Below are 20122 nucleotides of genomic sequence, written 5' to 3' on the forward strand. Positions count from 1 at the left end.
AACGGTGGTCTTTGCTGGGGCGGAGCCGTGGCGTGGGGTGGGGACACGGCGGAGTGTCCCCGCAGGACGAGCGCGCAACCAGGGTCGCCTCATCACGACGAAGCCGCACGCGCCGAGCCGAGGAGACACTCCGCCGGGGCACCGCCCCACACCCCTGCACCCCCGCCCCGCAGGAACCGTGGCCACCCCCGGCGGGAGCCACAGCGCACCACCGGCCCACCGGAACCGTGGCCACCCCGGCGGGAGCCGCAGGCCACCCCCGGCAGGAGCCGCAGGCCACCACCGCCCAGCCACAACCCTGGCCACCCCCGGCGGGAGCCGCAGGCCGCCCCCGGCGGGAGCCGGGCGCCACGGCGAGTGGCTAGGCGCGGTCTTCCAGGCCGATCGCCTTCTGGAGGTCCCGGTGGGCCTGGCCCCATTCGCCCTCCTGCTGTTCCAGCAGGGCCGCCGCAATGGCGTCGAGTTTGACCTGAATAGCGTGTTCCGCCCGGCGTTCGGAGTTCTTCAGCAGGGCGAGCAGGAGCAGGGCCACCGCGCCCATCGCATCGCCGACCAGGTGTTGCCAGCTCGTGTCCAGGTGGGCCAGGTGGACCACCAGGAAGGCCGCGACCAGCAGGACGCAGAACACGGAGAAGAGAGGGGAGCTGGTGAAGTTGGACGCCAGTTCAGCGAACTTCTCGAACCGCCCGAGCTCGTTGTCTCCGCCCTTCTTCGAGGGGTGCTCAAAGGTCATGCTCCACGCCTGCCCGATTCCGGCACCCCGAAGCACACGGTTTGCCCGAACAGCCCATCCCGTCCCCGAAAAGACAGGGGCCAGGCCGGCAGGATGCCCCACACCGTTTTCGCTCAGCGAGTTTCGACCACGGTCACCCGCATCGGGCCCCGTCCGAAACGATGCGAGCGGTCGGAAGTCCGGGCAATATCCGTCCTGTCATTGCGAGTTGACCTCGCAGCAACGGTCAACCCCAGGTCTGAGCAGTTCTGACCAGCACTCCTGATTCAGCTCCGGCTGTACTCCGTCACGGGAGCCACCGCCCAAAAGGCCGGTGCGAGCATCCGATCCGGCACTGAATGAGGCTGAGAATTCAGCTCCGCACTCGTCGAGCGGGTACGGGTCTTCGCCTGACCCCGCCCGGCCCGTCAGCCCAGGCGGGCCGGGGAGGCGGCTGCGGAGGTCAGCAGGCGGGGGGTTCCGGTGCCGTCCGCGGGCACGGTCCACAGATCCGTGCGGTCGGCGGCGCCGTCGGAGGGCAGGGCGTAGGCCAGCGTGCGGTCGTCGAGCCAGGCGGCCTGGTCGTCCACGCTGCGCTTCTCCGCGAGCGGGTGGTCCCGCAGCGTCCCCAGGTCCATGACGTGTTCCCGCCACAGCGAGGCACCGGCCCGCACCCGCTTCTTGTACGCGATGCGCGTCTCGTCCGGGGACAGGGACGGGCACTCGACGTTCTTGGCGAGGGTGGTGACGGAGCGCCGGGAGATCGAGCCCTTGACCAGGTGGGTCTCGCCGGCCGTGGCGAGGGTGGCGTAGAAGGTGTCGTCGTCCTTGGCGAAGGTGACGCCCCAGAAGTTCACGTCCTGCGCACGGTGGTCCCGCCCGTCCATGGTGATCGCGAACTCCTCCAGGTTGGCATCGAGCTTCCAGGTCCTGGTGTCCAGGATCGCGGTGCGCGTGGAGAAGAACGCGGCGCCGTAGGACTCCCCGGAGACGAACACCGTCCAGGCGGCGAACCGGCCGCTGGGCGAGACGCGGGCCCGGCTGGGCGTGCCGGCCAGGGGGAAGCTGCGCACCTGGCGCAGCTCCGCGTCGACGATGACCGCCTTGTTGTCCTGGGCGAGCGCGCCCGGGCTGGAGCGCAGGCAGACGCCGGTCCCCGCGGCCGCGTGGAAGCGCTGGCAGGTGAGGTCGGAGACCGTGCGGGTGCCGTCGGGCGCATCGGCCGGCACGGAGGCGAGGGCCCCGCGCTGCGGGCCCTGCCCGCCGGCCAGGAAGGCCAGCGTGTTCTGGCCGGCCGTCAGCGTGACGGCGCCCGCGGTCGTCGCGGGGCCGCCCGTGCGCGGCTGGTCGGCGCGGGAGGCGGCGCGCACCACCAGGGTGGCGCCGACGCCCCCGAGCAGGAGCACCGCCACCGCGAGGACGAGCAGGCGGCGTGAGCGTGTCATCGGGTTCCTCACGGGCGTCGGGCCGGGTCGGGTGCGGGAGGTGCGGAGGGCGCGGGCCGCAGGACGAAGCCGGCGACGGCCGCGCAGCAGAGCAGGCCGGCTGCGGCGGCGGCGAGCGCCGGGCCGGTGCCCCAGAGGGTCCAGGCCCCGCCGAAGGCCAGCGAGCAGCCGAAGCGGGCCAGCGCCTGGCCGGTGCCGACCAGGGCCAGGCCGGTGGCGCGCAGCGACTCGGGGACGGTGGCGGCGACGGCGGCGGGCAGCACCCCGTCGGTGGCGGCGTAGAACATGCCGTGCAGGGCGAGGACGAGGTGGGGCAGCACCGGCCAGTCGGGGGCCCAGAGCAGCAGCCCGTAGGCGGCGAGCAGGAGGGCGTGCCCGGTCAGGAAGACGGTGCGGCGCCCGATCCGGTCGGCGAGGGCCCCGGCCGGGACCGCCAGCAGCAGGAACACGGCGGCGGTTCCCAGCGGCAGCAGCGGGAACCACTGGTCGTCCATGCCGGTCCGGCGCTGGAGCAGCAGGTAGACGAAGGCGTCGCTGACGGTGGTGAGGCCGAGCAGGACCGCGCAGAGCGCCAGGGCGCGCAGCCGGGGCAGGCGCAGCAGGCCCGCCGCGTCGCGCAGCCGTACGGGGTCCGGGCGGGCGGAAGTGGGACGGGGGGCGGGAGTGGCGGCCGGCCGGGGCGGGGCGTCGCCGAGGCCCGCGCCGGAGGGGACGAACAGCAGGAGCACGACGACGCCGAGGGCGGCGACGCAGGCACTGACACCGAAGACTGCGTCGTAGCCGTCGACGGCCACGCCGAGGATGAGGAAGGCGGCGAGCGGGCCGAGCAGCGCGCCCGTGGTGTCCATGGCCCGGTGCACGCCGAAGGCCCGGCCCTGTAACTGGTCCGGTGTGGACAGGGAGATCAGCGCGTCACGCGGGGCGGTGCGCAGTCCCTTGCCGGTGCGTTCCAGGGCGAGGATCACGCTGATCGGGCCCAGGCTGTGGGCGAGCAGCAGCAGGGGCTTGCACAGGGCGGACAGGCCGTAGCCGATGCCGGCGACCAGCTTGTGGTTGCGGACCCGGTCGGCGAGGTGGCCGCCGGTGAGCTGCACCAGGGCGCTGACGCCGTTGTAGAGGCCGTCGAGCGCGCCGAACCCGAGCGGGCTCAGGCCCAGCCCGGCGATCAGGTAGAGCGGCAGGACGGCCGTGACCATCTCCGAGGAGATGTCGGTGATCAGGCTGACCGTGCCCAGGGCGAGGACGGTCGAGGCGACGGCCGGTGCCCTGCCGGATCCCCGGTCCGGCGCGGTCTTCGCGCCCGCGGGTGCGGAGCGGTCCGCGAGGTACATGCTCTGGAGCTCCCCCGTGCAGACGATCTGAGTCACTCGAACGTGCGGGTCGAACCCGAACCCTCATTCTTGTACGGACCAACTGTGGTGCGTACGACGCGATTCGGCCGTACGCACCGTTTCACCCCTGTCGGCTGCTCTCGTCCCGCAGCCAGGTGGAGAAGTCCTGGTCCCGGATGGCCCGGCGGGCGCCCCGGCGAGCGGCGAGCGCCGCCGCCGCGAACACCGCCACCTCGGGGACCAGCATCGGCCGGGCGCGCAGCAGGGCGCGCAGGTCGGACGTTCCGGTGCGCGCGGACGGCGCCGCGGGCGCGTCCGGCCCGTCGGCCGGCCGCGCCGGCCCGGCCGGATCGCGCGTGGCCTGAAAGCGCTCGAACTCGGCGGTGGACGTCGCCGCGCGGACCTTGCGGCGGATCAGGTCGGCCCAGGTGCGCGGCGGGCGCACGACGACCCGGGCCGCTTCGACCACGCGCCGCTCCCCCGGCCCGAAGGCGAGGGACGCGGCCAGGTCGTCGGCCATCAGCGGCGGCAGCGCCGCGATCCGCTTGTGCCCCTCCTCGGTGACGGCGATGACGCCCCGGCCGAACAGGCCCTCGCGGACGGCCGGCAGCAGCTGCCACACCCGGTAGTAGGCGCGGACCGGCCAGGCGCACCCGGTCAGCGGGACGTCCCGGCCGGGTGCGGCGGCGAGCAGGCCCGGGTCCCGGCCGAGCGCGCCCGCGAGGGCCCGTACGTCGGCGGACCCGACGACGACGTCGGCGTCCACGTACAGCCGGGGGAAGCCGCGGGCGTGCTCGTCCCCGACCCGGAGTGCCGTGTGTTTGGAAGGGGTCGGGATCTCCACGACGCGTACCCGGTCGCCGCGCGCGGCCGCCACCCGGGCGGTGTCGTCCGTACAGCCGTTGCAGACCACGACGATGTCGGGCCCGGACGACGAGGGGTCGGCCAGGAGCGCGTCGAGGAGCCGGCCGATGACCCGGCCCTCGTTGTGGGCCGGTATCACGATGCTGGTCACCCGGGCAGTATGCACGCTCGAACACCAGGTCCCGGCGATTCCGCCAACTCTGCCCGGGGGTACGCCCGGTGGACTAGATTGAGCGGCGCCGACCGGATTCGGCGCGCTTCGGCACCGCCGGCGACGTTCCGGAACCGGCAAGGGTGGTACGGGTTCGGCTGCTTGTGGGGAACAAGCCGTCGGGCCGGGGGGCGGCATACGCGCATCACGCAGAACATCGGTTGTGGGGGGCCATCACCGTTGAGCAGGGCACGCACGGGACGCGAAAACGTCCGGCGTGCCCCTCGGCGACGGCTTTCCCCTCCACCGCACGCGTCCCGGCCATGGGTTGTCGACACGCCGGTCGGCGTGCGCGGAAGGAATGGGGAACGCTGTGAAGGACACCTCGAAGGACGGCGCGCAGAGCGCCGAGCGGACCGTCGGGCAGAGTGCCGCACTCTCCGGCCGGGGGTCCGCGGCACCCTTAGGCGTCGCGGTGGTCGGTGCGGGCTACTGGGGCCCCAATCTCGTCCGCAACTTCCAGTCCAGTTCGCAGTTCAGACTGCGATGGCTGTGCGACCTGGACATCGAGCGGGCCCGGCAGGCGCTCGGCAGGTACTCCACCGTGCAGCCGACCGCGGACTACGCGGCCGTCCTGGCCGACCCGTCGGTCCAGGCGGTCGCCGTGGCCACTCCGGCCGGGACGCACCTGGACGTGGCGCTCGCCGCCCTGCGGGCCGGGAAGCACGTCCTGGTGGAGAAGCCCCTCGCCGCCACGTACGAGGACGGGAAGCGGCTGGTGGCGGAGGCCGAGAAGCGCGGCCTGACCCTGATGTGCGACCACACCTACTGCTACACCCCGGCGGTGCGCCGGATCCGGGAGATGGTCCGCTCCGGTGAACTGGGCGAGATCCACTTCGTCGACTCGGTACGGATCAACCTGGGGCTCGTCCAGAAGGACGTCGACGTCCTGTGGGACCTGGCCCCCCACGACCTGTCGGTCCTCGACTTCATCCTCCCCGACCACGTGCAGCCGGTGGCCGTCGCCGCGACCGGCGCCGATCCGATCGGGGCCGGCCAGTCCTGCGTGGCCTACCTGACCCTCCAGCTGAGCACCGGTGCCATCGCGCACGTGCACGTCAACTGGCTGTCCCCGACGAAGGTGCGCACCACCATGGTCGGCGGGTCGAAACGCACCCTGGTCTGGGACGACCTCAACCCGACTCAGCGGCTCTCGGTGTTCGACCGGGGCGTGGAAATGAGCACCCCGCAGGAGATCGGCGCCGACGAGCGTCGCGACATGCTCGTCTCCTACCGGAGCGGCGACATGGTGGCGCCCGCGATCGGTGAGAAGGAAGCACTGCGCAGCATGGTCGAGGAGTTCGGCGACGCCGTCCGGACGGGGCGTCGGCCGCTGACCGACGGCCGGGCGGGCCTGAAGGTGCTGGACATCCTCGAAGCGGCCTCCCGGAGCCTGGAGTTCCGGGGCGCGGTCGTCGGGCTGCGCACCGGGCGCTGACCGCTCACGGTCCTCATCCGGACCCTTGGCATTCCGTCACACGCAAGACCACGACCGATTCGGTGGGAGCAGGGCGTTGAGCAGCAGCGTACGAGGCAAGAGGATTCTGGTCACCGGCGGAGCGGGCACCATCGGCTCGCACGTGGTGGACCAGCTGGTGGACAACGGGGCACGCGAGATCGTGGTGCTCGACAACTTCGTGCGGGGGCGGACCGCCAACCTGGCCCGCGCCCTGCCCAGCGGCGTCGTCGAGGTCGTCGAGGGCGACATCCGCGACGTGGCGGCCGTGCGCAAGGTGACGGAGGGCGCCGACCTGGTCTTCCACCTGGCCGCCATCCGCATCACCCAGTGCGCGGAGGAGCCGCGGCTGGCGAACGAGGTGATGGTGGACGGCACGTTCAACGTGCTGGAGGCGGCGGCCGCGGCCGGGGTGGGCAAGGTGATCGCCTCGTCCTCGGCCTCGGTCTACGGGCTGGCGGAGCGGTTCCCGACCACCGAGCGCCACCACCCGTACAACAACGACACCTTCTACGGTGCGGCGAAGGCCTTCAACGAGGGGATGCTGCGCAGCTTCCACTCGATGTACGGGCTGGACTACGTCGCGCTGCGCTACTTCAACGTGTACGGGCCGCGGATGGACATCCACGGGCTCTACACCGAGGTGCTGATCCGCTGGATGGAGCGCATAGCCTCGGGCGAACCGCCGCTGATCCTCGGCGACGGCCTGCAGACCATGGACTTCGTCGACGTGCGCGACATCGCGCGCGCCAACCTGCTGGCCGCCGAATCGGACCTGACCGACGAGGTGTTCAACGTCGCGAGCGGGACCGAGACCAGCCTGCTGGAGCTGGCGAACGGCCTGCTGGAGGCGATGGGCGCGGACGGCCTGGTGCCGGAGCACGGCCCGGCCCGGGCCGTGAACGGCGTGACCCGGCGCCTCGCGGACACCGCGCGGGCCTCCGAGCGCCTCGGCTTCACGGCCGGGATCGACCTGCGCACCGGTCTGCGGGACCTGGTCGACTGGTGGCGGGCCGAGCGCGCCGCCGGCGCGGCGGCAGCGGAGGCGGGCCGATGAACGCCCCGGACGCGGCCCCTGACGCCGCCCCGGCCCGGATCCCCGTGATGGTGCCGTGGCTGGGCGAGGAGGAGGCGAAGGCCGCGGCGGACGCGGTGCTCTCCGGCTGGGTCGCCCAGGGCCCCCGGGTCGCCGAGTTCGAGCGGGCCTTCGCGGAGCGGGTGGGCGCCGAGCACGGCATCGCCGTGAGCTCGTGCACCACCGCCCTGCACCTGGCCCTCGTCGCCCTGGACCTCGGGCCGGGCGACGAGGTGATCGTCCCCTCCCTGTCGTTCATCGCCACCGCCAACGCGGTGCGCTACGTGGGCGCGCGGCCGGTGTTCGCCGACGTCGAGGAGGCCACCGGCAACCTGACCCCGGTCACGGTGGACGCCGTCCGCACCCCCCGCACGAAGGCGGTGATCGCCGTCCACCAGGGCGGGGTGCCCGCGGACGTGCACGCGCTGCGCGCGGCGTGCGCCGAGTGGGACGTCGCGCTCGTGGAGGACGCGGCCTGCGGCATCGGCGCGACGGTCGGCGGGAAGTCCGTCGGCCACGGCGCGCTGCTCGCCGCCTGGTCCTTCCACCCCCGCAAGGTGATCACCACCGGTGAGGGCGGCATGGTGACCACGGACGACGCGCAGTGGGCGGAGCGGCTGCGCCGGCTGCGCGAGCACGGCATGAACGTGTCCGCGGCGCAGCGTCACGCGAGCAGCAAGCCCATCGTCGAGAGCTACCTGGAGGTCGGCTACAACTACCGGATGACCGACATCCAGGCCGCGGTCGGCCTGGTGCAGCTCGGCAGGCTGGACGAGATCGTGGCGCGGCGGCGCCTCCTCGCCGCCCGCTACGCGGAACTGCTGCGCGAGGTCCCGGGGGTGCGCCCGGTGCGCGATCCCGCCCACGGGCAGGGGAACTTCCAGTCGTACTGGGTGCTGCTGGCCGAGGACTTCCCCGTGGGCCGGGACGAGCTGCTGGGCGTGCTGTCGGAGGCCGGGATCTCGGCCCGGCGCGGGATCATGGCCTCGCACCTGGAACCGGCGTACGAGGGCCACGGCGCGGCCCCGCTGCCGGTGACCGAGCGGATCAGCCGCGACTCCCTGATCCTCCCGCTGTTCCACACCATGACCGCGGCCCAGCAGGACCGGGTGGTGGCGGTGCTGCGCGAGCAGGCGGGCGGATGAGCGCTCCGGTGACCGAGGACCTGCTGATCGTCGGCGCGGGCGGGTTCGCACGGGAGACCGCGCAGGCGGTACGGGACGTGGCCGCGGCCGACGCGGCGGGCGGCCGCCCGCCCCGGTGGCGGCTCGCCGGGCACCTCGACGACGATCCGGCCCTGCACGGCCGGGAGGTCGACGGGGTGCCGGTGCGGGGCGGCTGCGAGCTGGTCCACGAGCTGCCGGCCGCCCGGGTGGTGGTCTGCGTGGGCAGTCCGCGCGACTACGCCGTGCGGGCGCGTCTGGTGCGGCGTCTGGGGCTTCCCGCGGAGCGGTACGCGACGGTGGTCCATCCCACGGCGGCGGTGTCGGGTTCCTCGGCCGTGGGCCCCGGCTCGGTGCTGCTCGCACACTGCGTGCTGACGGCCGGCGTCCGGGTCGGGTCCCACGTGGCGGTGATGCCGCAGGTGGTGCTGACCCACGAGGACGAGGTGTCGGACTTCGCCACCCTCGCCTCGGGCGTCCGCCTGGGCGGCGGGGTGCGGGTGGGGCGCGGGGCGTACGTGGGGGCGGGGGCGCTGGTCCGGGAGTACGCCGCGATCGGCGCCTGGTCGCTGACCGGCATGGGCAGCACCGTCCTCGCGGACGTCCCGGCCGGGGAGGTGTGGGCCGGCGGTCCGGCCCGCCTCCTGCGGCCGGCGGGGGCCACCGCCCTCGCCGAACTGGCCCGTGAGGCGGGCGGTCCGGGCGGGGCCGGGTGCGGGCCCGCCGGGGACGCGCCGGTGCCCGCAGGGGCGTCGGCGCACGGCACGGAAGACGGCACCGGCCCGGACGGCCGGCGGCCGGAGACACGGATGGGGAGTCCAGTCGCATGAACCAGATACCGCTGGTGGACCTGAAGGCGGCGCACGCCGAGGTCGCCGAGGAGTTACAGGCCGGATTCGACCGTGTGCTGGCCGGTACGGCCTTCATCGGGGGCGCCGAGGTCCAGGCCTTCGAGCGCGAGTACGCCGAGTTCGCCGGGGTCCGGCACTGCGTGGGCGTCGCCAACGGCACCGACGCCCTGGAACTGGCCCTGCGGGCGAGCGGGGTCGGCGTCGGCGACGAGGTGGTACTGCCCGCGAACACCTTCATCGCCACCGCGGGCGCCGTCGCCCGGATCGGTGCCCGGCCGGTGCTCGTCGACTGTCTTCCCGACACCTTGCTGATGGACCCGCAGGCCGCACTGGACGCGGTCGGGAAGGCCACCCGCGCGGTGGTGCCCGTCCACCTGTACGGGCAGTGCGCGGACGCCGCGGAGCTGGCGGAGCGGCTTCCGGCGCACGTGAAGGTCGTCGAGGACGCGGCGCAGAGCCAGGGCGCGACCCGTGCGGGCCGCTCCCCCGGCAGCGGGACCATCGCGGCCACCAGTTTCTACCCGGGCAAGAACCTGGGCGCCTACGGGGACGCCGGCGCGGTGGTGACCGACGACCGGGAGCGCGCCGACCTGGTGCGGGCCATCGCCAACCACGGCGGCGTCGCCAAGTACCGGCACGACGTGGCCGGGTTCAACAGCCGGCTGGACGGTCTGCAGGCGGTGGTCCTGCGGGCGAAGCTGGCCCGGCTGGCGGAGGGGAACGCGGCCCGCCGCGCCGCCGCCGGCCGCTACGACGAGCTGCTCGGCGATCTGGCCGCCGCCGGCCGCGTCACACTGCCGGTGACCGACGAGGACAACGTCCACGTCTGGCACCTCTACGTCGTCCGGGTCTCCGGTGCCGACCGCGACACCGTCGTAGGCAAGCTCAACGCGGAGGGGATCGGGGCGGGCGTGCACTATCCGGCCCCGGTCCACCTCACCGGGGCCTTCGGCCACCTCGGTCACGGTCGCGGGGACTTCCCGCACGCGGAGCAGGCAGCGGACCGCATGCTCTCCCTCCCCCTCTTCCCGCAGATCACCGCCGCCCAGCAGCAGCGGGTCGTGGAAGCGTTCTCCGACGCCCTGCGCTGATCCGCGCCGGCGTGAAACCAATGAGGTCCACATGAAAAGACGGACGAGGTCGCTGCGCTACGGTCTGTTCACCGTGGCGGCGACCCTGATGGCCACGGTCCTTCCCCCGGCCGCGGTCGCCGGCGCGGCCGATCCCTGCGGCCCGACGACGAACGCGGTCGTCTGCGAGAACTCCAAGCCGGGCACCCCCATGGAGGAGTGGTTCGCGCCCAGCGCGTACGGCGACATCAAGGGCTTCCCGGCCCAGACGAGCGTCCAGGCCGGCGACACCCTGCAGTTCAAGATCCAGTCGCCGACCCCGTACAAGGTCTCGGTGTACCGCCTCGGCCACTACGGGGGTACCGGGGCCCGTCTGATGTCGACCGCGGCCCAGGCCGCCCAGACCTACCCGGCGAACTTCGCGCCGGGCGGGAACCCGGCCGCCTGCACCACCAAGGCGTCCACCGGCCTGGTCGACTGCGGCAACTGGCCCACCACCGCGACGTGGACCGTGCCGGCCGACGCCGTGTCCGGCCTCTACGTCGCCAACTTCGACCAGGCGGACGGCAACGGCGTGATGCCCTACCCGTTCGTGGTCCGCAAGGACTCCAGCCACTCCGACATCGTCGTGCAGACCAGCGACCAGACCTGGCAGGCGTACAACAACTACGGCGGCCAGGACCTCTACGACGGCGGCGGGCCCGCGCCCGACGGGCGTGCCTACGAGGTCAGTTACAACCGGCCCATGGACATCGGCGGGGACAACGGGATCTACGGTTCCGAGTTCCAGATGGTCGCGTGGCTGGAGCGCAACGGCTACGACGTGAGCTACATGTCCGGGGTCGACATGTCGGTGCGCGGTGCGACGCTGCTGCAGAACCACAAGGTGTTCATGTCCTCGGGGCACGACGAGTACTGGACCCAGGACCAGTTCACCAACGCCCTGAACGCGCGCCGCGCCGGGCAGCACCAGACGTACTTCGCCGGGAACGAGATCTTCTGGAAGACCCGGCTCGCCCCGAGCATCGACGGGACGAACACCGCCAACAGGACGCTCGTCTCGTACAAGGAGACCAAGCTGTCCTTCCCGCAGCCCAACGGCGTCCCCGACCCGAGCGGGATCTGGACCGGCACCTTCATGGACCCGGCCAGTGCCACGAACGGGCGGCCCTTCCAGCCGCAGAACCAGCTGACCGGCTCGATGTTCAGCGTCAACGGCTACCGCAGCGACGCGATCACCGTGCCGGGCACCTTCGCCAAGCAGCGGCTGTGGCGCAACACCTCCGTCGCGAACCTGACCCCCTCGCAGACCGCCACGTTCCCGCAGGGGACGCTCGGCTACGAGTGGGACAGCGACGTGGAGAACGCCAGCCGGCCGGCCGGGCAGATCCAGATGTCGTCGACCACCGTCGACATCGAGGACGGCAAGCTGCTGAAGGACTACGGCAACACCTACGGGAACGGCACCGCGACGCACAGCCTGGTGGCCTTCCGCGACCAGACCTCGCACGCGCTGGTGTTCGGCGCGGGCACGGTGCAGTGGTCCTGGGGCCTGACCAACATGCCCACGTCCAACCCGGACGACACCGTGGTCACCGCCGACAAGCGGATGCAGCAGGCCACGGTGAACGTGTTCGCCGACATGGGCGTCCAGCCCAAGTCCCTCCAGAGCGACCTGGTCGCCTCGACCGCCTCCACGGACACCGTGGGCCCCGGCATCACCGTGACCAGCCCGGCGGCCAACGCCACCGTGCCGGCCCTGCGGCCGGTGACCGTCACCGGTACGGCGACCGACACCGGCGGCGGCGTGGTGGCCCGGGTCGAGGTCTCCACCGACGGCGGGACCACCTGGAAGGCGACCACGGGCCTGGCCACCTGGAGCTACACGTGGACCCCGACCACCCCGGGACCTGTGCAGATCACGGTGCGCGCGGTCGACGACAGCGTCAACATCGGCGCGACCACCACGGTCCCGCTGACCGTCGGGCCCCAGCAGTGCCCGTGCACCGTGTGGCCCGCCGCGGCCGTCCCGGGCACCGTCAACGCCGGTGACGGCAGCGCCGTCGAACTCGGCGTGAAGATCCGTTCCTCGGTGGCCGGCTCCATCACCGGCGTCCGGTTCTACAAGTCCCCCGCCAACACCGGGACCCACACCGGCAGCCTGTGGAGCAGCACCGGGCAGCGCCTGGCCACCGGCACCTTCACCAACGAGACCGCGTCGGGCTGGCAGCAGCTGAACTTCTCCAGCCCCGTGCCGGTCAAGCCCAACACCACTTACATCGCCTCCTACTTCGCGCCGAACGGCGGCTACTCCTTCGACAACACCTTCGCCGCCGGCGACGCGGGCCTGGCCCCGCTCACGGCCCTCAAGAGCGGCACCGACGGCGGCAACGGCGTCTACCGCTACAGCGGCACGGGCGGCTTCCCGAACAAGGCATCGTCCGGCAGCAACTACTGGGTGGACGCGGTCCTGGACACCTCCGGCGCCAGCACGACCCCGCCCACCGTCACCGGGACCTCGCCGCAGTCCGCCGCGACCGGCACCCCGATCACGGCGGCGGTGACGGCCACCTTCAGCACGGCCGTCGACGCGGAAACGCTCACCTTCACCCTGAAGGACGCGGGCGGTGCCACCGTCCCGGGCTCCAAGGTCCTCGGCGCGTCGAACAGCGCCACCTTCACGCCGTCCTCCGAACTGGCCCTGAACACCACGTACACGGCGTCCGTGAAGGCGTCCGACCTGTGGGGCAACGCCATGACCGCGCCGGTCACGTGGAACTTCACGACCAGCGCGAACCCTCCGGCGGTGAACTGCCCCTGCACCCTGTGGAGCGGCGCCGCGACCCCGAGCACCGCGAACGTGGGTGACGACGCCAACTCGGTGGAGCTCGGCACCCGCTTCCAGTCGGCGGTGAACGGCTACATCACCGGTGTCACCTTCTACAAGGGGCCCGGCAACACCGGCACCCACACGGGCAGCCTGTGGTCCGCCACCGGCGCGCTGCTGGCCACCGGCACCTTCGGCAGCGAGACCCTGACCGGCTGGCAGCAGCTGCAGTTCGCGATGCCCGTGCCCATCACGGCCGGCACCACCTACGTGGCCTCCTACCACGCGCCGAACGGCAACTACTCGGTGGACGGCGGGTACTTCACCGGCGCTCACCGGTCCTACCCGCTGGTGGCCCCGGCCGACGCTCCCGGCAGCGGCAACGGGCTCTACAAGTACGGTTCCGCGACGGCCTTCCCGTCGAACACCTACGGTTCCGTGAACTACTGGGTCGGCCCGATCTTCACCACGAGCCCGCCGAACACGCTCCAGTCGTCGGACGGGTCCACGGAGGTGTCCGGCCGGTGAGCACGGTCAGCGTGGTGATCCCCTGCTACAAGTACGGCCATTTCCTCGCCGACTGCGTCAGCAGCGTCCTGGACGAGCAGGAAGGCGTGGACGTCCGGGTCCTGATCATCGACGACGCCTCGCCCGATGACTCCGCGGACGTGGCGCGGGCGCTGGCGGCGGCCGACCCGCGGATCGAGGTCCGGGTCCACGAACGCAACCAGGGGCACATCGCGACCTACAACGAGGGGCTGCTGGAGTGGGCCGACGGGGACTACGTCGCCCTGCTCTCGGCCGACGACCGGCTGGTGCCGGGCGCCCTGGTGCGCGCGGCGGCCCTGCTGGACGCACACCCGGAGGCGGGTTTCGCGTACGGCAGGCCGTTGCGCTTCCAGCACGGCGGTCCGCTCCCTGCGGCCCGCACCCGGTCCACCGGTTCGGTGGTCTACCCCGGGCGGTGGTGGCTGGACCGGCGCTTCCGGGAGGGGACCGGCTGCATCACCTCGCCCGAGGTGGTCGTCCGTACCAGCCTCCAGCGCACGGTCGGCGGCTACGACCCGGAGCTGCCGCACGCCGGTGACATCGAGATGTGGATGCGGCTCGCGGCGCACGCCGACGTGGGCTACGTCCAGGGGGCCGACCAGGCCTTCTACCGCGTCCACGGCGACAACATGTCCACCACGGACTTCGGCGGGCAGCTCGACGACCTGCGCCAGCGCCTCGTCGCCTTCGACTCGGTGCTGGTCAAGTGCGGCGACCTGCTGCCGGAGTCCGAGCGGCTGGCACGGGCGGCGCGCACCCGGCTCGCCCGGTACGCGCTGCGGCGCGCCTACCGGGCGTACGACCGGGGGCGGACCGCTCTGGTGCCGGTCGGCGAACTCGTGGAGTTCGCGGCCGAGTGCCTGCCCGACGGCTACACCTCGCTGGCCGAGTACCGGGCGCTGCAGCGGCGCCGGCAGATCGGTCCGCGGGTGATGCCCTACCTTCAGCCGCTGGTGCTGTCGGCCGTCGCGGACCGGGGGCGCGAGTGGCTGTGGTGGCGGTCCTGGAAGCGCCGAGGGATCTGATGCCCCGTCTCCACCGGTTCTCCCGGCGGGTCCTCGGGACCGGCGTCGGCGCTCTCGCGCCGGCGCCGGTCCCGGCGTGTGAGGAGCCGGTCGGTCCACAGGGCCGCGGCCACCGCGGTGACCGCCGTCAGCAGGGCCACTCCGGCGAGGCCCCGTACCCGGTCACCGGTCCGCGCGACGGCGTGCGGCTGGACCAGCAGGTCCACGCTCATCCGCGCCCCGTCCGGGATGCCCTGCTGCGTCTGGAGGTCCGCGAGGTGCCGGGTGTAGACCTCGATGATCTTCCGTACGGACGCGTCGGCCACGTCGGGGTCGGCGTGCTCGACCTGGATCTGGAGCGAGGGGATCAGGTGCCGCGGGGTGACGCTGGTGCCGCTGTTGCGCGGTGTCATCCGGTACGTGCCCGCGACTCCCGCCGCCTTGAGCTCGGCCGCCCCCGCGGGCGAGTCCAGCTGCTGCACCACCGAGTACGAGACGGCGGCGAGCGGCGGCTGCAGGTTCGCGAGCTGGTTCGGCTGCCGGCTGGTCACCGGCGGTTTGAGGACCACGATCGCGGAGCTGAGGTGCACCGGTTCGGGCCGCAGCACCGCCACCGCCCCGGCGGCCGCGAGCAGCACCGCCACGACCAGGACGTACCAGCGCCGACGCAGCGCACGGACCAACTCACCAGGCGACACGGGGATCCTTTCCTTCATGTCCGATCTTTGCAGGACCCGGGTAGGTCCGCCATCAAATCCGTTACCCGGCAGGGGTGTTCGTGAGCATTCGTGAAATGGCCGCGGTGCTGCGCCGGCGCTGGTACGTGATCGTGCCGGCGATCCTGCTCAGCCTCCTGGCGGCGCTGCACCTGTACCGGTCGGTGCCGGTGGCGTACCAGTCGCAGAGCTCGGTGGCCCTGCTGGACTCCTCGGCGGCCTCCAAGCTGCCGCCCGCCTTCGGCAATCCCATCTCCAACGCGGGCGGCGCCCTCGTGGTGACCGCGGACGTACTGATCAGGACGCTGTCGGGGGCGGATGCCGCCCGCGATCTGCACAGCCTGGGGGTGACCGACCCCTACACCGTCGGGTTCGCCGCGAACACCTCGGGCCCGCTGCTGACGCTCACGGTCACGGGCACCGACCGGGCCAAGGTGCTCGAGGAGACGAACACCCTGACGGCCTTCGCCGGGGAGCAGCTCAACGCACTCCAGGCGGCCGCCAAGGTGCAGCCTGCGTACATGGTGCAGACCGCGCCGGTGGTGCTGCCGCAGACCCCGGTGCCGCAGCTCAAGAGCCGCTACCAGCAGGTGCTGGGGGTCCTCATCCTCGGCGCCGGCGGCGGATTCGTCCTCTCCTTCGTGGTGGACGCGGCGGCGGCCGCCCGGCGGCGCAGGCGCGAGCGTTCCGCCGCGGACTCCGGCGGTCCGGGCCGGGCGGGCCGCCGCAGGTCCCGGGGCCGTCATGTGGACGCCACGGCGCTGCTGACCGGGTATCTGGCGCTGGCCTTCTTCATCCCGTCGAACCTGACGCTGCCGGGGCTGGGCGGGGTGGGGACGCCTGCCAACGTGTTCGCCCTGCTGGCCCTGTTGTGGTACCTGGCGACCTGGCTGACGGGCCGGATCCGGCCGGCGCCCGGGACCCGGCTGCCCCGGGTGGCGATGTGGCTGCTGGCGGTTTCGGTGCTGGCCTCCTACGTCGCGAACGCGGGCCGCGGGAGCGTGCGCAAGGAGCTGCTGGGTGCGGACCGCGGCCTGATCGCCCTGCTGGTGTGGGTGTCGCTGGTGGTGCTGGTCTCCGCCGGGATCCAGGACCGGGCGCGCCTGGACGTACTGCTGCGCCGGGCCGTGGTGATGGGGACGATCGTGGCGGCCGTCGGCTTCTACGACTTCTTCACCGCGACCAACATCGCCGACGGCATCAGCATTCCGGGGCTGTCGTCGAGCGTCCCCCAGATCACGACCCTGGACCGCGGGGCGTTCACCCGGCCCCGCTCGACGACGGCGCAGCCGCTGGAGTTCGGCGGGATGCTGGCGCTGCTGCTGCCCTTCGCCGTGCAGCAGGCCTTCGATCCGGTGCGGAGGCACCTGCGCGCCTGGCGCCGCTGGGGGCCGGTGGCGCTGATGGGCGGGGCGCTGCCGCTGACGGTGTCGCGCACCTCGATCATCGGGGCGCTGATCGTGATCCTGGTGATGGTGCCGCGCTGGAAGCCGCAGCGGCGGTGGACCGCGATCGGTGTGCTGGTGGGTGCGGTCGCCTGCTTCAAGGTGATCATCCCCGGGCTGATCGGCACCATCACCGCCCTGTTCGCGTCCTTCCTGACGAACTCCGACAGCAGTACCCAGGCCCGTACGGTCAAGTACAGCGCGATCGTCCCCTACCTGGACGAGCGCCCCCTGGCCGGGCAGGGTCTGGGCACGTTCATTCCCGAGCTCTACTTCTTCACCGACAACCAGTACATGCTGACCCTCGCCGAGATGGGGTTCCTGGGGCTGGTCGCGCTCCTGTTCCTCTTCCTCACCGGGATCCACCAGGGCGGGGCGATCCGCCGGCTGGCGGTCGGCGAGTCCGACCGGGAGCTGGGGCAGGCGTTCTTCGCCTCGGCCCTCGTCGCCCTGGTCGTCAGCGCCACGTTCGACGCACTCAGCTTCCCGATGTTCGCCGGGATGTTCTTCCTGACGATCGCCGCCGGAGGCAGTTACCTCGGCTTCATCCGGCGCGCGGCGCCGAAGCCCCGATCCGTGGAGTTCCCATGTCTTCCCGCCGGTCAGCAATCCCCGAGTCCTTTCCCGAGCCCCTCGCCGGCTCCGGCTCCGGTCCGGTAGCGGTCCTCGTCGTCACCTGGAACAGCGCGGAGGTGCTGCCGGAGTTCCTCGCTTCCCTGCCGGAGGGGATGGCCGGGCTCGACTGGCGTCTCGTCGTCGCCGACAACGACTCCGCGGACGACACGGTGGCGGTGGTCCGTTCCCTGGCCCCGGAGGCGACGGTCGTCCAGACCGGCCGCAACGCCGGGTACGCGGCCGGGGTGAACGCGGCGCTGGCGGCGGCCGCCGGGTGGGAGGGCGGCTTCCGGGCCGCCCTGGTGTGCAATCCGGACGTCCGGATGCGGCGGGGCTGCGCCGCACTGCTGGTGGAGGCGCTCGGTGCCCCGCAGCCCGGCGGCGGCCGGGTCGGGATCAGCGTCCCGCTGCTGTACGAGGAGGACGGCCGGACGCTGCTGCACTCGCTGCGCCGCGAGTCCAGCGTGACCCGGGCGCTGGGCGAGGCGGTGATCGGCAACCGCCGGGCGGGGCGCTTCCCGCGCTGGAGCGAGCTGGTCACCGATCCGGCCGCGTACGAGCGGGACACGGTGGCGGACTGGGCCACGGGGGCGCTGATGGCCCTGTCCGGGGAGTGCCTGGCCGCGTGCGGGCCCTGGGACGAGTCGTTCTTCCTGTACTCGGAGGAGACCGAGTACTGTCTGCGGGCCCGGGACCTCGGCTTCGTGACCCGGCTGGAGCCCTCGGCCTCGGCCACGCATCTCGGTGGGGACTCCCAGGTGTCGCCGCGGCTGTGGACTCTGCTGACGCTCAACCGGGTCCGGCTGTACCGGCGCCGTCACGGTCTGGCGGCGACCACCGCCTTCCGGGCGGCCGTGCTGTTGCGGGAGTCCTCCCGCGCCGCCCTCGGCCGCCCGGCGAGCCGGGCGGCCGCCCGTGCCCTGGCGGGCCCGGCGGCGCCGCACGGTGCCCCGTAGACCGCGGGAAGGAACGGGAGGACCCGCACGTGGTGTCACAGATACGGATCGGCCGGTGTCCTGTGGCCGCACCCCTGGAACCGGAGGAGAGACCATGACCGAGGACGGCGCCGGAGAGGCGACCGAGAGCTTCGTCGCACACCGCAATCTGCTGTTCACCGTCGCCTACGAGATGCTCGGATCGGCGGCCGACGCGGAGGACGTCCTCCAGGAGACCTGGCTGCGCTGGGTCGAGGTCGACCTGGAGCAGGTGCGCGACCGGCGGGCGTACCTGGTCCGGATCACGACGCGGCAGGCGCTCAACCGGCTGCGGTCGATGAGCCGCCGCAAGGAGGCGTACGTCGGCTCCTGGCTGCCCGAGCCACTGCTCACGGCGCCGGACGTGGCCGAGGACGCCGTGCTCGCGGAGAGCGTGTCGATGGCGCTGATGCTCGTCCTGGAGACGCTGTCGCCGACCGAGCGTGCCGTATTCGTGCTGCGCGAGGTCTTCGACGTCGGCTACGAGGAGATCGCGGCGGCGGTCGGCAAGAGCTCCGCGGCCGTCCGGCAGATCGCCCACCGGGCCCGTCGGCACGTCGACGCGCGGCGCCCGCGGCAGGCGGTGTCGGCGGCGCAGACGCGGGCGGCGCTGGATTCCTTCCGGGGTGCGCTGGAGTCCGGGAACCCGCAGGACCTGTTGGCCGTACTCGCCCCCGACGTCGTCCTCGTGGCCGACGGCGGCGGTATCAAGCAGGCGGCGCTGCGGCCGATCGCCGGTGCCGAGAAGGTGGCCCGCTTCATGGTGGGCGGGATCGGCAGGAACAACCGGAGGAACATCTCCATCTCCCTCTCGCCGGCCGTGGTCAACGGCGGCCCGGCCCTCGTCGTCCGGCTGGGCGGGGAGTTCGACGGGGTCATGGCGGTCCGGGTCGAGGACTCCCGCATCAGCGGCCTCTACTACGTCCGCAACCCGGAGAAGCTGTCCCGCCTCGCGTCGGAGACCCCGCTGGCCGTGCGCTGACCCCTGTCCCCGCCCCGGCGGCTATCCCTCCCACGCGGTGTAGAAGCTGCCGGGGTTGACCAGGTAGCGGACGGTGGGGCGGGGCAGGTGGCGCACCTCGTGGCGGCGGGCGTAGCGGCGGATGAGCTCCCAGTCCTCGCGGGGCAGCACCTCGGGGGTCCGGCGCAGCCGGCTGAAGTGCAGGGCCCGGCTGCGGCGGGCCACGAAGGCGTTGGTGTCCAGGAAGGCCTCGTGGGCGGCACGGCGGCGGTCGAAGGGCACCGACAGGACGTCGCGTTCGGTGCCGTCGGGCAGCACCCTGCGCAGTGCGGTGTAGACGGCGTCGGGTCCGTCGGCGGCGTCGAGTGCCGCGAGGGCCTGCTGCAGGTGGTCGGGCTCCCACAGGTTGTCGTCGTCGAGGAAGGCCACGTACCGGGAGCGGGTGAGCCGGATGCCGACGTTGCGCACGACTCCGGCGGTCGCCGTGTTGCGGGCGAGGGATACCGCGAACAGGCGCGGATCCGTGGGCAGTTCGGGCAGGCCGGCTCCGTCGTCGACGACGATGACCACCTGGTCGGCGACGGTCTGCGCCAGGGCGGAGCGGACCGCGGCGCGCAGTGCGTCGGGGCGCCGGTGGGTGGCGATGACGGTGGCGACCCGGGCGTACGGCGGCCGGCCCAGGAGGGCGGCGAGACGGGTGGTCTCGGCGTCCTCGAAGCGCCGCAGCCGTACGGCCGACGGCAGGAGCAGGAGCTTGTTGCGGGCCTCGAAGAGCACCAGCCAGCCGAAGGCCCGCTTGAGCAGTTCCCAGGGGGCCCGGGCGATACGGCGCATGTCGCTGCCTCCGTGGTGG

Annotated in this window: 16 protein-coding genes; 10 read left to right on the forward strand and 6 right to left on the reverse strand. The window is 72.9% G+C overall.

Translation table 11 applies throughout. From position 1 onward, the window contains the following. Positions 1–361 precede the first annotated feature (361 nt). The 4 genes from IH80_RS0130860 to IH80_RS0130875 form a co-directional block, all read right to left on the reverse strand. A complete protein-coding gene (locus IH80_RS0130860; protein ID WP_030964861.1) occupies positions 362–733 on the reverse strand; it encodes a low affinity iron permease family protein in 372 nt (123 codons plus the stop codon). A gap of 407 nt (positions 734–1140) precedes the next feature. Then, entirely contained in the window at positions 1141–2157 is a 1017-nt protein-coding gene (locus IH80_RS0130865) for a TolB family protein (protein WP_030964862.1), read from the reverse strand. Positions 2158–2165: 8 nt separating this feature from the next. Further along, positions 2166–3488, reverse strand: coding sequence for an MFS transporter (locus tag IH80_RS0130870; RefSeq protein WP_030964864.1), 1323 nt, complete (start codon positions 3486–3488; stop codon positions 2166–2168). Between the two features lie 121 nt (positions 3489–3609). Beyond that, positions 3610–4503, reverse strand: coding sequence for a glycosyltransferase (locus IH80_RS0130875; protein WP_030964865.1), 894 nt, complete (start codon positions 4501–4503; stop codon positions 3610–3612). A 373-nt stretch (positions 4504–4876) separates the two neighbouring features. Here IH80_RS0130875 and IH80_RS0130880 point away from each other — a divergent pair, with 373 nt between their 5' ends. The 7 genes from IH80_RS0130880 (at position 4877) to IH80_RS0130910 (ending at position 14579) form a co-directional block, all read left to right on the forward strand. Further along, positions 4877–6001, forward strand: a complete 1125-nt coding sequence (locus IH80_RS0130880) for a Gfo/Idh/MocA family protein (protein ID WP_234432438.1) — start codon at positions 4877–4879, stop codon at positions 5999–6001. 76 nt (positions 6002–6077) lie between these two features. Beyond that, complete coding sequence (locus tag IH80_RS0130885) at positions 6078–7076, forward strand: NAD-dependent epimerase/dehydratase family protein (RefSeq protein WP_030964868.1); 999 nt, start codon at positions 6078–6080, stop codon at positions 7074–7076. Further along, on the forward strand, positions 7073–8239 hold the full coding sequence (locus IH80_RS0130890) for a DegT/DnrJ/EryC1/StrS family aminotransferase (RefSeq protein WP_078906833.1): 1167 nt from the start codon (positions 7073–7075) through the stop codon (positions 8237–8239). Before IH80_RS0130885 ends, IH80_RS0130890 begins: the two co-directional genes overlap by 4 nt. Further along, complete coding sequence (locus tag IH80_RS0130895; RefSeq protein ID WP_078906827.1) at positions 8236–9087, forward strand: NeuD/PglB/VioB family sugar acetyltransferase; 852 nt, start codon at positions 8236–8238, stop codon at positions 9085–9087. The genes IH80_RS0130890 and IH80_RS0130895 overlap by 4 nt, the downstream gene beginning before the upstream one ends. Then, positions 9084–10199, forward strand: coding sequence for a DegT/DnrJ/EryC1/StrS family aminotransferase (locus tag IH80_RS0130900; RefSeq protein ID WP_030964872.1), 1116 nt, complete (start codon positions 9084–9086; stop codon positions 10197–10199). Before IH80_RS0130895 ends, IH80_RS0130900 begins: the two co-directional genes overlap by 4 nt. 31 nt (positions 10200–10230) lie before the next feature. Then, entirely contained in the window at positions 10231–13533 is a 3303-nt protein-coding gene (locus IH80_RS0130905; protein ID WP_051810156.1) for a DUF4082 domain-containing protein, read from the forward strand. Next, positions 13530–14579, forward strand: coding sequence for a glycosyltransferase (locus IH80_RS0130910; RefSeq protein WP_030964874.1), 1050 nt, complete (start codon positions 13530–13532; stop codon positions 14577–14579). The genes IH80_RS0130905 and IH80_RS0130910 overlap by 4 nt, the downstream gene beginning before the upstream one ends. On the opposite strand, the gene IH80_RS0130915 is transcribed toward IH80_RS0130910, so the two are convergent. Further along, entirely contained in the window at positions 14498–15274 is a 777-nt protein-coding gene (locus IH80_RS0130915) for a hypothetical protein (RefSeq protein ID WP_199819330.1), read from the reverse strand. The two genes, IH80_RS0130910 and IH80_RS0130915, sit on opposite strands and share 82 nt — an antisense overlap. A gap of 62 nt (positions 15275–15336) precedes the next feature. Here IH80_RS0130915 and IH80_RS0130920 point away from each other — a divergent pair, with 62 nt between their 5' ends. From IH80_RS0130920 to IH80_RS0130930, 3 genes are all read left to right on the forward strand, one after another. Then, entirely contained in the window at positions 15337–17379 is a 2043-nt protein-coding gene (locus IH80_RS0130920; RefSeq protein ID WP_078906834.1) for an O-antigen ligase family protein, read from the forward strand. Next, positions 17307–18290: a glycosyltransferase gene (locus IH80_RS0130925; protein ID WP_078906828.1), complete on the forward strand. Its 984-nt coding sequence runs from the start codon at positions 17307–17309 to the stop codon at positions 18288–18290. Before IH80_RS0130920 ends, IH80_RS0130925 begins: the two co-directional genes overlap by 73 nt. A gap of 94 nt (positions 18291–18384) precedes the next feature. After that, complete coding sequence (locus tag IH80_RS0130930; RefSeq protein ID WP_030964879.1) at positions 18385–19290, forward strand: RNA polymerase sigma-70 factor; 906 nt, start codon at positions 18385–18387, stop codon at positions 19288–19290. Positions 19291–19311: 21 nt separating this feature from the next. On the opposite strand, the gene IH80_RS0130935 is transcribed toward IH80_RS0130930, so the two are convergent. Then, positions 19312–20103, reverse strand: coding sequence for a glycosyltransferase family 2 protein (locus IH80_RS0130935; protein WP_030964880.1), 792 nt, complete (start codon positions 20101–20103; stop codon positions 19312–19314). Between the last annotated feature and the right edge of the window lie 19 nt (positions 20104–20122).

Source organism: Streptomyces sp. NRRL S-378 (assembly GCF_000720645.1).
GTDB lineage: Bacteria > Actinomycetota > Actinomycetes > Streptomycetales > Streptomycetaceae > Streptomyces.